Source organism: Kitasatospora sp. NPDC007106, from assembly GCF_040634455.1.
Taxonomy (GTDB): Bacteria; Actinomycetota; Actinomycetes; order Streptomycetales; family Streptomycetaceae; genus Kitasatospora; species Kitasatospora arboriphila.
The window spans coordinates 26,191-37,292 of record NZ_JBEYFP010000019.1 but is presented as its reverse complement, the minus strand read 5'-3'; the positions used below and the strand labels follow the sequence as shown (position 1 = coordinate 37,292).

The 11,102-nt window shown below is 71.2% G+C and carries 11 protein-coding genes; 8 read left to right on the top strand and 3 right to left on the bottom strand.

The window, feature by feature from the left end:
• Nucleotides 1-69: 69 nt before the first annotated feature.
• The 7 genes from ABZ641_RS04265 to pstB all read left to right on the top strand — a co-directional run bounded on the left by ABZ641_RS04265 (nt 70) and on the right by pstB (nt 8,388).
• Nucleotides 70-2,253: an RNA degradosome polyphosphate kinase gene (locus ABZ641_RS04265; protein ID WP_359979046.1), complete on the top strand. Its 2,184-nt coding sequence runs from the start codon at nt 70-72 to the stop codon at nt 2,251-2,253.
• A gap of 95 nt (nt 2,254-2,348) precedes the next feature.
• Complete coding sequence (locus tag ABZ641_RS04260) at nt 2,349-3,398, top strand: CHAD domain-containing protein (protein WP_359979043.1); 1,050 nt, start codon at nt 2,349-2,351, stop codon at nt 3,396-3,398.
• A 77-nt stretch (nt 3,399-3,475) separates the two neighbouring features.
• Nucleotides 3,476-3,931: an NUDIX hydrolase gene (locus ABZ641_RS04255; RefSeq protein ID WP_344622617.1), complete on the top strand. Its 456-nt coding sequence runs from the start codon at nt 3,476-3,478 to the stop codon at nt 3,929-3,931.
• A gap of 307 nt (nt 3,932-4,238) precedes the next feature.
• Nucleotides 4,239-5,375: a phosphate ABC transporter substrate-binding protein PstS gene (pstS, locus tag ABZ641_RS04250; protein WP_344622606.1), complete on the top strand. Its 1,137-nt coding sequence runs from the start codon at nt 4,239-4,241 to the stop codon at nt 5,373-5,375.
• A gap of 146 nt (nt 5,376-5,521) precedes the next feature.
• Nucleotides 5,522-6,505 (top strand): phosphate ABC transporter permease subunit PstC, encoded by a 984-nt coding sequence (gene pstC / locus ABZ641_RS04245; protein ID WP_359979041.1) that lies wholly within the window; start codon nt 5,522-5,524, stop codon nt 6,503-6,505.
• A complete protein-coding gene (gene pstA / locus ABZ641_RS04240) occupies nt 6,502-7,575 on the top strand; it encodes a phosphate ABC transporter permease PstA (protein ID WP_344622604.1) in 1,074 nt (357 codons plus the stop codon). Before pstC ends, pstA begins: the two co-directional genes overlap by 4 nt.
• Nucleotides 7,576-7,611: 36 nt before the next feature.
• Nucleotides 7,612-8,388, top strand: coding sequence for a phosphate ABC transporter ATP-binding protein PstB (gene pstB / locus ABZ641_RS04235; RefSeq protein WP_344622603.1), 777 nt, complete (start codon nt 7,612-7,614; stop codon nt 8,386-8,388).
• A 132-nt stretch (nt 8,389-8,520) separates the two neighbouring features.
• On the opposite strand, the gene ABZ641_RS04230 is transcribed toward pstB, so the two are convergent.
• Both ABZ641_RS04230 and ABZ641_RS04225 read right to left on the bottom strand, forming a co-directional pair.
• Nucleotides 8,521-9,516 carry an inorganic phosphate transporter gene (locus ABZ641_RS04230; RefSeq protein ID WP_344622602.1) on the bottom strand — a complete coding sequence of 332 codons (996 nt, stop codon included), beginning with the start codon at nt 9,514-9,516 and terminating at the stop codon, nt 8,521-8,523.
• Nucleotides 9,517-9,521: 5 nt separating this feature from the next.
• Nucleotides 9,522-10,142: a DUF47 family protein gene (locus ABZ641_RS04225; protein ID WP_030268712.1), complete on the bottom strand. Its 621-nt coding sequence runs from the start codon at nt 10,140-10,142 to the stop codon at nt 9,522-9,524.
• A 231-nt stretch (nt 10,143-10,373) separates the two neighbouring features.
• On the opposite strand from ABZ641_RS04225, the gene ABZ641_RS04220 reads away from it, so the two are divergent.
• Nucleotides 10,374-10,781, top strand: a complete 408-nt coding sequence (locus tag ABZ641_RS04220; RefSeq protein WP_344622601.1) for a metal-sensitive transcriptional regulator — start codon at nt 10,374-10,376, stop codon at nt 10,779-10,781.
• Between the two features lie 96 nt (nt 10,782-10,877).
• Here the strand turns inward: ABZ641_RS04220 and ABZ641_RS04215 are convergent, their stop codons facing one another.
• The gene (locus ABZ641_RS04215) at nt 10,878-11,075 is read right to left on the bottom strand and encodes a hypothetical protein (protein ID WP_359979038.1); all 198 of its coding nucleotides are present in this window, start codon (nt 11,073-11,075) and stop codon (nt 10,878-10,880) included.
• Nucleotides 11,076-11,102: the final 27 nt, after the last annotated feature.

Genomic DNA, 11,102 nt, shown 5'->3' with positions numbered 1-11,102 from the left:
GCGGCCGCGGCGGAGCCCGCCCCGGCCGTCCCGGCCGCGCTGCCGAGCGCGATCACCAACGGCCTCGGCGTGCCGGTGAACGACGAGCCGGCAGCCGCCCGGATCGCGCCCCGGTCGGCGACGGCCAGCTCCACGGGCGGGGTGCACTCCGCGCTCGCCGACGTCGAGACCGAGTTCGGTGCCCTCCCGGAGGGACGCTTCCTCGACCGCGAGCGGAGCTGGCTGGCGTTCAACGAGCGGGTGCTGGAACTCGCCGAGGACCCGGACATCCCGCTGCTGGAGCGGGCCAAGTTCCTCGCGATCTTCGCCAGCAACCTGGACGAGTTCTTCATGGTCCGGGTCGCCGGCCTCAAGCGCCGGATCGCCACCGGCGTGGCCACCAGGAGCGCCTCCGGACTGCAGCCGCGCGAGGTGCTGGACCTGATCTGGCGGCGCGCGCGCGAGCTGATGGCCCGCCACGCGGCGTCCTTCCAGCACGAGGTGCTGCCCGACCTGGCCGCCGAGGGCATCGAGGTGGTCCGCTGGCCCGAGCTCCTGGAGAAGGAGCAGGCCCGGCTGCACACGCTCTTCCGCCAGCAGATCTTCCCGGTGCTGACGCCGCTGGCCGTCGACCCGGCGCACCCCTTCCCGTACATATCCGGCCTCAGCCTGAACCTGGCCGTCGTGGTGCGGAACCCGGTCTCCGGGCACAAGCACTTCGCCCGGGTGAAGGTGCCGCAGTCGCTGTCCCGCTTCCTGGAGGCGTCGCCGCAGCGGTACGTCCCGCTGGAGGACGTGATGGGGGCGCACCTAGAGGAGCTCTTCCCGGGCATGGAGGTGCTCGCCCACCACGCCTTCCGGGTGACCCGCAACGAGGACCTGGAGGTCGAGGAGGACGACGCCGAGAACATCCTCAAGGCGCTGGAGAAGGAGCTCATGCGGCGGCGCTTCGGCCCGCCCGTCCGCCTGGAGGTCGAGGAGTCGATCGACCCGTACATCCTCGACCTGCTGGTGCGCGAGCTGAACGTCAGCGAATCCGAGGTGTTCCCGCTGCCCGGGCCGCTCGACCTGACCGGGCTGTTCGGCATCTCCGACCTGGACCGGCCGGAGCTGAAGTACCCGAAGTTCGTCGCGGGCACCGCGCGCGGGCTGACCGACGTGGAGTCGGCGTCCCAGCCGGACATCTTCGCCGCGATGCGCGAGCGGGACGTGCTGCTGCACCACCCGTACGACAGCTTCTCCACCTCGGTGCAGGCCTTCCTGGAGCAGGCCGCGGCCGACCCGCACGTGCTGGCGATCAAGCAGACGCTGTACCGGACCTCCGGTGACTCGCCGATCGTCGACGCGCTGATCGACGCGGCCGAGTCCGGCAAGCAGGTCCTCGTCCTGGTGGAGATCAAGGCCCGCTTCGACGAGCAGGCCAACATCAAGTGGGCCCGCAAGCTGGAGGAGTCCGGCTGCCACGTGGTGTACGGCCTGATCGGGCTGAAGACGCACTGCAAGCTGTCCCTGGTGGTCCGGCAGGAGGGCGAGACGCTCCGCCGCTACGCGCACGTCGGCACCGGCAACTACCACCCGAAGACCGCCCGGCTCTACGAGGACCTCGGTCTGCTGACCGCGGACCCGCAGGTCGGCGCGGACCTCTCGGACCTCTTCAACCGGCTGTCCGGGTACTCGCGCCGCGAGTCCTACCGGCGCCTGCTGACCGCGCCGCGCGGGCTGCGGGACGGCCTGGTCTCGCGGATCCACGGGGAGATCGCGCACCACCGGGCCGGCCGTCCGGCGTACGTGAAGATCAAGGTCAACTCGATCGTCGACGAGGCGGTGATCGACGCGCTGTACCGGGCCTCGCAGGCCGGCGTGCCGGTGGAGGTGTGGGTGCGCGGCATCTGCGCGATCCGCCCCGGCGTCGCCGGGCTGAGCGAGAACGTCCGGGTGCGCAGCGTGCTCGGCCGGTTCCTGGAGCACTCGCGGATCTTCGTGTTCGGTAACGGCGGCGAGCCCGAGGTGTGGTTCGGCAGCGCGGACATGATGCACCGCAACCTGGACCGCCGGATCGAGGCGCTGGTGCGGGTCTCCGACCCGGCGCACCGGGCGGAGCTGTCCGGGCTGCTCGACCTCGGGGTCTCCGACGAGACCGAGTCCTGGCACCTCGGTGCCGACGGGAGCTGGACTCGGCACTCGACCGACGCCGAGGGCAGGCCGCTGCAGCACGTCCAGGACCTGTTCATCGCCTCGCGCAAGCGCCACCGGAACGCGACCGCGGGCCGCTGACCACTGCCCGGGCCGTCGCCCGCGCCCCCGGTTCCGGCGGTGGCCGGGACGGCGGCCGCGGCGGCCCGGGACGACCACACGGGGGAGTCCTTGTCATGACCGATTCGCCGATGACGGCCCCGGCGGCGCCGAGCGCGTCCGCGGGGGAAGTCCTCTCCGGCTACCTCACCACCCAGGCCGGCGCGTTCCTGCGCGCCCTGCCGCAGGCGGTGGGCGAGGCCGGGTCGAGACCGGGCTCGCTCCCGGCCTCGGCGGCGGGTGCGGACGACCTCCTGCGCGCCGTCCGGCGGATCGGCGGTGCCCTGCACACCTTCGGCGCCGCCTTCGAACCCGGCTGGACCGGTGAGCTGCGGACGGAGCTGGCCTGGCTGCTCGACCTGCTCGGTCGGGAGCCCGGCTACCGGCGCCGGTCGTCCCGGTTGCTCGCCGCGCTGGACTCGCTGAGCGACACCGGCTCCGAGTCGCCCGGCATGCTGGCCGGGCACGCCGGTGCGCCCAAGGCCCGTGCGCTGCTGGAGCGGCAGCTCACCCTCGCCCGGACGAGGACGCACACCGCGCTGCTGCAGGAACTGCGGACGGCGCGGCTGCACGCGCTGGCCGACCGGATGACGCTGCTGAGCGGCGAGGTGCCGCTGCTGGACGAGGTGGCCGGGCGGGGCGGCGGCGCACTGGTGCAGCACGCCGCCGGGGCGCTCGGCGCACTCGCCGCGGCGGCCGAGCGGCTGCCGCTGGCCCGCGCGGCGGAGCCGTACGGCGGTGACGGCCTGCACCGGCTCGCGGTGCTGCCCGCGGCCCGCAGCGCCTCCCCCTCCGACGCCGACGCGCTGCTGGCGGCGGACGACGAGCCCTGGCACCGCGTCCGGGTGCTGGCGAAGCGGGCCCGCTACGCGCTGGAGGTGTGCGGGGTGCCGACCGCCGAGCTGGACCGGCTGGACGCGGTGCTCGACCGCCACCGGGACGCCTCGGACGCCGCCGCCACCGCCTCCACCGCGGCCCGTACGCCGCGGATCACGCCGGCGACCGCGTACGTGCTCGGTGTGGTGCATGCTGATCAGCGACTGGAGGTGGAGGCGGCGCGGTACGCCTTCGGCCACCAGTGGCCGAAGCTCCCGCACCACGGATGGCACGAATGGGCGACCGTCTGACCGCAGCGCAGCACCGCGCTGCCAATCCCTTCCGCGTCCGGCTCGCCGGGCGGTCCCGGCGCGGCGGCGCGCCCGCCATGCGGGCCGCCGTGCCCGGCTACGGGCCGACCGTGCTGGCCGCCGGCGGGGTGCTCTGGGTGCCCGGCGGGCCGAAGAAGGACGGCCGAGGCCTGAAGAAGCCGAGGATCGCCGTGATCCACCGGCCGAAGTACGACGACTGGAGCCTGCCCAAGGGCAAGCTCGAACCCGGCGAGGGCTGGCAGGCGGCGGCGCTGCGCGAGCTGCGCGAGGAGACCGGGATGCACTGCGTCCTGGGCCAGGAGCTGCCCGCGCAGCACTACCTGGTCGACGGCCGGCCCAAGGAGGTGCGCTACTGGGCGGCGGTGCCGACCAGTGGCGCGTTCACCCCCGGGCGCGAGGTCGACCGGCTGGAATGGCTTCCCCCGAAGAAGGCGAAGGCCCGTCTCACGCACGTCCGGGACCGTGCCCTGGTGGACGCGCTGCTCGTCCTGCTGGGCGGCGCACGGGCCTGAACGGGCGCCGCCCGGCACACCCCGCGGCCGTGTTCCGCCGCAGGTCAGCAGTGCCCCGGCGGGGCCGTCCCGGGTGATCTCACCGCGCCCTCACCGTGACGCAACCGTTACTACCGACCTCGGTTTCCCGCCAGCCGTTCGAGGTTCACCATCCGTTCATTTGCGACCGCCTGACGCGTCACCTGCCCGGCCTACCTTCGGGACCACCGGAGGGCCGAACGGGCCCCGGACCACAGCGAAACCCGCGCTGATCGAGCCATCGACGAGCTCGTCAGGGCGCCGGGTTTGCCTCAGAAAGGGACACCCAGTGAAGCTCCAGCGGAACGGCTCCAAGGCCCTCGCCATCGGTGCCATGGCGCTCGTCGGCACGCTGTCGCTCGCGGCCTGCGGTACGGACGACAACTCGACCAGCAGCTCGGGCAGCAGCGCCGCGGCCTCCGGTGCGGCCCCCGCCGCCCAGATCGCCTGCGGCAAGGGCGGCCAGCTGCTGGGTGCGGGTTCGACCGCCCAGACCAACGCGATCGACGTCTGGAAGGCCGCCTTCGGCTCCGCCTGCTCCGGCTCGACCATCACCTACGGCGGCGGCGGCTCCGGCGCCGGCGTCCAGCAGTTCAACCAGGGCAAGGTCGCCTTCGCCGGCTCCGACTCGGCCCTCAAGCCCGCCGAGGTCGACGCTTCGAAGCAGGTCTGCACCGGCGGCCAGGGCGTCAACCTGCCGATGGTCGGCGGCCTGATCTCGATCGTCTTCAACGTCGAGAACGTCGACAAGCTCGTCCTCGACGGCCCGACCGTCGCCAAGATTTTCGACTCGCAGATCACCAAGTGGAACGACCCGGCGATCGCCGCGCTGAACCCGGGCGTCGCCCTGCCGGACGCGCCGATCCAGGCCATCCACCGCTCGGACGACTCGGGCACCACCGCCAACCTGACCGGCTACCTGGCCAAGGCCTCCGGCGGCGCCTGGACCTACCCGGCCAGCAAGACCTGGGCGGGCAAGGGCGGCCAGTCCGCCAACGGCTCGGCCGGCGTCTCCGCGCAGGTCAAGCAGGTCAAGAACTCGATCAGCTACGTCGAGCTCTCCTACGCCCAGACCAACAGCCTGAAGAGCGCCGCCATCAACACCGGCGCCTCCAAGCCGGTCGACGCGACCGCCGTGAACGCCGCCACCACCTTCGCCAAGGCGAAGATCGCCGGCACCGGCAGCGACCTGGCCCTGAGCCTCGACTACGCGACCAAGGACGAGGGCGCCTACCCGATCGTCCTGGTCACCTACGAGATCGTCTGCGACAAGGGCAACAAGGCCGAGAGCCTCGACACGCTGAAGTCCTTCCTGACCTACACCGTCAGCGACGCCGGCCAGCAGGCCATCGGCGCCAAGGGCTACGTCCCGCTGCCGAAGGAGCTCTCCTCCAAGGTCCAGGCCGTCATCCCGACCCTGGCCTGACCCCCGCACCACCGGTGGGGCGGCCCTCAGAGGGGGGACGGGCCGCCCCGCCGGAAGCACCACACCAAGAGCACCACACGTCCGGGGCACCGCCGCCAGGTGCCGTCCCCCACGGGGGCAGCACCGTCAGACCGGAGTAGACGATCATGACTTCATCCCCCCCTGCCGCCGCACGGGGCAGGGCCCGCCGGAGCCGGAGCGACAGCCGGCTCGGCGACAGCATCTTCTTCAACCTCTCCCGGGGGTCGGGCATCCTGCTGCTGGTCATCATGGCCGCGATCGCAGGCTTCCTCGCCTACCGCTCGGGCATCGCGCTGTCCAAGGACGAGGGCAACTTCCTCACCACCTTCGAGTGGAACCCGGACGCGCCCAAGCCGGTCTTCGGCATCGCCGTCCTCACCTTCGGCACCATCGTCAGCGCGCTGATCGCCATGGTGATCGCGGTGCCGGTCGCCGTCGGCATCGCGCTGTTCATCTCGCACTACGCCCCCCGCCGCATCGCACAGCCCTTCGCCTACCTGGTCGACCTGCTCGCCGCGGTGCCCAGCATCGTCTACGGCCTGTGGGGCGTGCTGTTCCTGGTCCCGCACATGGACGGCCTGACCGCGTGGATGGACCAGTACCTCGGCTGGACGTACGTCTTCGACCAGACCCAGGCCGGCGTCACCCCGCGCAACCTCTTCACCGTCGGCATCCTGTTGGCGATCATGGTCCTGCCGATCATCACCGCGGTCAGCCGCGAGGTCTTCCGGCAGGTCCCGCGGATGCACGAGGAGGCGGCCCTCGCCCTCGGCGCCACCCGCTGGGAGATGATCCGCACCGCGGTGCTGCCCTTCGGCCGCCCCGGCATCATCTCCGCCTCGATGCTCGGCCTCGGCCGCGCGCTCGGCGAGACCATCGCCGTCGCCATCGTGCTCTCCGCCAACAGCATCCTCTCGCTGCATGTCCTCGACCCCGGCGGCGGCACCTTCGCGCAGAACATCGCGCTCAAGTTCAACGAGGCCCAGCCGTTCGGCCGTGACGCCCTCATGGCCTCCGGCCTGGTCCTCTTCGTGATCACCCTGCTGGTGAACGGCGCCGCCCGACTGATCATCGCGCGCCGCAAGGAGTACTCGGGGGCCAACGCATGAGCACCGCGACCACCATTGCGGACCCGGCTCCGCAGCTGCGCCGCAACCTGACCACCGCACGGCTCCCCAAGTGGGCGCCGGCCGGCGTCGCGCTCCTCTCGATCGGCCTCGGCTGCGCCGTCGGCGCCGGCGCCGGACTCGCCAGCCACCTGCAGTGGGGCATGATCGCCGCCGCGCTCTTCGTGGTGCTGAGCTACGCGCTCTCCGCCCGCGTTGAGGGCCGCCGCCAGGCCAAGGACCGGCTCGCCACCGCGGTGGTCTGGGTCGCCTTCATCCTGGCCGTCGTCCCGCTGGTCGCGCTGACCTTCTACACCGTGCAGCAGGGCCTGGAAGTGCTGGACGGCAACTTCCTGACCCACTCCATGAAGAACGTGATCTCCTCCGGCCCCGGCGGCGGCATCTACCACGCGCTGATCGGCACCCTGGAGCAGGTCCTGCTGGCGACCCTGATCGCCGCCCCGATCGGTCTGCTGACCGCGGTCTACCTGGTGGAGTACGGCCGCGGCCGGCTCGCCAAGTGGGTCACCTTCTTCGTCGACGTCATGACGGGCGTGCCGTCGATCGTCGCCGGTCTGTTCATCCTCTCGCTCTGGAACATCCTGCTCGGGTTCGAGTACTCGGGCTTCTCCGGCAGCCTCGCGCTGGCCATCCTGATGATGCCGGTCGTCGTCCGCTCCACCGAGGAGATGCTCAAGCTCGTCCCGAACGAGCTGCGCGAGGCCTCGTACGCCCTGGGCGTGCCGAAGTGGAAGACCATCCTGCGCATCGTGCTGCCGACCGCGATCGGCGGCATCACCACCGGTGTGATGCTGGCCGTCGCCCGCATCACCGGCGAGACCGCGCCGGTCATGATGCTGGTCTTCGGCGCCGACGCCATCAACGGCGACCCCTTCAACGGACCGCAGCAGTCGCTGCCGCTCTACATCTGGCAGCAGTACTCGATGGTCAACAACGACTTCGGCTACGCCCGCGCCTGGGGCGCCGCGCTGGTGCTGATCTTCTTCGTGATGGGGCTCAACCTCGTCGCGCGGGGCATCGCACGCTGGCGCTCGCCCAAGGGCGGACGCTGACCCGACTGACGTACGAGACGAGAGAAGAGAAAGACCATGGCCAAGCGCATCGACGTCAGCGGACTGTCCGCCTACTACGGAGCCACCCGCGCCATCGAGGACATCTCGATGACCATCGAGCCCCGCTCCGTGACGGCCTTCATCGGCCCGTCCGGCTGCGGCAAGTCCACCTTCCTGCGCACCCTCAACCGCATGCACGAGGTCATCCCCGGTGCCCGCGTCGAGGGCAAGGTGATGCTGGACGACGAGAACCTGTACGCCTCCAACGTCGACCCGGTCGCCGTGCGCCGCTCGGTCGGCATGGTGTTCCAGCGGCCGAACCCCTTCCCCACCATGTCGATCTACGACAACGTGGTGGCCGGCCTCAAGCTCGCCGGCGTGCGGAGGAAGTCCGTGCTGGACGGCGTGGTGGAGAAGTCCCTCAAGGGCGCCAACCTCTGGAACGAGGTCAAGGACCGGCTGAACAAGCCCGGCGCCGGCCTCTCCGGCGGCCAGCAGCAGCGCCTGTGCATCGCCCGCGCCATCGCGGTCGAGCCCCAGGTCCTGCTGATGGACGAGCCCTGCTCCGCCCTCGACCCGATCTCCACCCTCGCCATCGAGGACCTGATCGGCGAGCTGAAGTCCCAGTACACGATCGTCATCGTGACCCACAACATGCAGCAGGCGGCCCGCGTCTCCGACCGCACCGCCTTCTTCAACCTGGCCGGCGTCGGCCAGCCGGGCAAGCTGATCGAGCTGGACGACACCCAGCGGATCTTCTCCAACCCGTCCGTGCAGGCGACCGAGGACTACATCTCCGGCCGCTTCGGCTGACCGGGCCGGGCTCCCCGGAGCCCCACCGACTACTTCGCGGTGCTGCATGGCGGTGCCGCCGCGAAGTACGCAGGGCCCGCCCCCGTGATGTGGGGGCGGGCCCTGCACCCTTCCGGGCGGGCTCGTCGGGGATCAGAGGAAGAGCAGGTCCACGACGCCGTACATCGCGGCGGCCACCAGGGCGGCCGCCGGCATGGTGATGAACCAGCCGAGCACGATGTTCTTGGCGACGCCCCAGCGGACCGCGCGGATCCGCTTGGTGGCACCCACACCCATGATCGCCGAGGTGATCACGTGGGTGGTGGAGATCGGCGCCGCGTAGACGAACGACGTGATGTACATGACGGTCGACGCCGTGGCCTCGGAGGCGAAGCCCTGCGGCGGGTCCAGCTCGATGATCTTGCGGCCGAGGGTCCGCATGATCCGCCAGCCGCCCGCGTAGGTGCCCAGCGACAGCATGGTCGCGCAGGACACCTTCACCCAGATCGGGATGTCGCCGGTGGCCTGGTGGCCCGAGATGGTGAGCGCCATCACCACGATGCCCATGGTCTTCTGGGCGTCCTGCAGGCCGTGGGCCAGGGCCATGGCGGCGGCCGAGGCGGTCTGCGCGACCCGGAAGTTGCGCTTGGCGCGGTGCGGGTTGGCCCGGCGGAAGATCCACAGGATGCCCAGCATGACCAGGAAGCCGCCGACGAGGCCGACCACCGGCGAGACCACCATCGGGATGATGATCTTGTCGACGACGCCGCTCCAGATCACCGCGGTGCCGCCGGCCAGCGCCGCACCCACCAGGCCGCCGAACAGGGCGTGCGAGGAGGACGAGGGGAGGCCGAAGTACCAGGTGACCAGGTTCCAGGTGATCGCGCCGACCAGTGCGGCGAAGAGGATCGCCATGCCCTGGCTGCCCGTGGGCGTCTCGATGATGCCGCTGGAGACGGTGTGCGCCACCCCCGAACCGAGGAAGGCGCCGGCCAGGTTCATGACCGCGGCCATCGCCAGCGCCGCCCGCGGGGTCAGCGCCCGGGTGGAGACCGAGGTGGCGATCGCGTTCGCCGAGTCGTGGAAGCCGTTGGTGTAGGTGAAGAAGAAGGCCACGCCGATGACGACGATGAGTGCTGCCGTGTCCACGGAGGTCAGGACTCCTTGACCGCGATGGTCTCCACCGTGTTCGCCACGTGCTCGAAGGCGTCGGCGGCCTCCTCCAGGACGTCGACGACCTGCTTCAGCTTCAGCACCTCGATCGCGTCGTACTGGCCGGAGAACAGGTGGGCCAGCAGCTTGCGGTGGATCTGGTCCGCCTGGTTCTCCAGCCGGTTGACCTCGATCCAGTACTCGGTGAGGTTCTGCATCGACCGCAGGTTCGGCATCGCCTCCGCGGTCAGCTCGGCGGCCCGCGCCAGCACCTCGATCTGCTGCTCGACACCCTTCGGCAGGGACTCGATGTCGTAGAGGACGACCAGGTCGACCGCCTCCTCCATGAAGTCCATGATGTCGTCCAGCGAACCGGCGAGGCTGTAGATGTCCTCACGGTCGAAGGGCGTGATGAAGGAGGAGTTCAGCTGGTGGAAGATCGCATGGGTGGTGTCGTCGCCGGCGTGCTCGGCGGCGCGCATGCGCTCGACGATCTCCGCGCGGGCCGACACGTCTGATCCCAGCAGTTCCAGCAGGAGCTTCGACCCGACGACGAGGTTCTCCGCCGCGGCGGCGAACATGTCGTAGAAGCTCGTCTCCTTCGGGGTCAGGCTAAAACGCACGGAAATCTCCGATGTGCGGGGTAGGGACTGAACGACTCTAGGCGTTCGTCGTCCCGGGCGTGCAAACGGGGTGTTGGCGCGGTTCCCCAGTCTGGCGGAACCCCGGCCGGATTGCTCCCGCCGTGCACGAGGAGATCCGTTCCCGGCCCGGACGGCGGAACATGCAGGGAGCCTCCCGTGTTGGACACTGGAGGTCCAGGGACGGCGACCAGGGAGACAGAGGCGGGCCGGATGACCACGATTCAGACGCGCACCGAGGACACCAGCACCCCCGGGGCCGCGGCCGGCACCCCCGACACCGCGGCCGGCGGCGACGACGTCACCGCCGAGGCCGGTGCGGCGCACCCGCACGGCGGTCCGCACGGCTACAGCGCCCAGAAGAACGAGCACCTCAAGCGGCTGCGCCGGATCGAGGGCCAGATCCGCGGCCTGCAGCGGATGGTCGACGAGGACGTCTACTGCATCGACATCCTCACCCAGGTCTCCGCCGGCACCAAGGCGCTGCAGTCCTTCGCCCTCTCGCTGCTGGAGGAGCACCTGCGGCACTGCGTGGCCGCCGCCGCCGAGCAGGGCGGCGCCGAACTCGACGGCAAGGTCGCCGAAGCCACCGCCGCCATCTCCCGGCTGCTGCGCACCTGAGCGCGGGTCACCCGCTGAACACCGGTCAGCGCGGGCACGGGCGGCGGGAACGACGGCCGTCGCCCCGACCCGCGCGGCGCGGCCCCGGCACCGCCGTCAGCCGGCGGGCGACCGTTCGGCGCCGTCCTGCCGCGGCGCCGCCGGCACCCGGTCGAGCAGCACCCGGTCGATCTGCTCGGTGGCCAGTTTCTCGTCGGAACTGGTCGATGCGGCGATCATGAGCTCGCCGGCCAGCTCGATCTCGTCGAGCGCGGTCTTGTCGTGGCCGCCCGCGCGGCCGTCCGAGGATGCCACCTGCACCACCCCTCCAGCGCCGCCTCC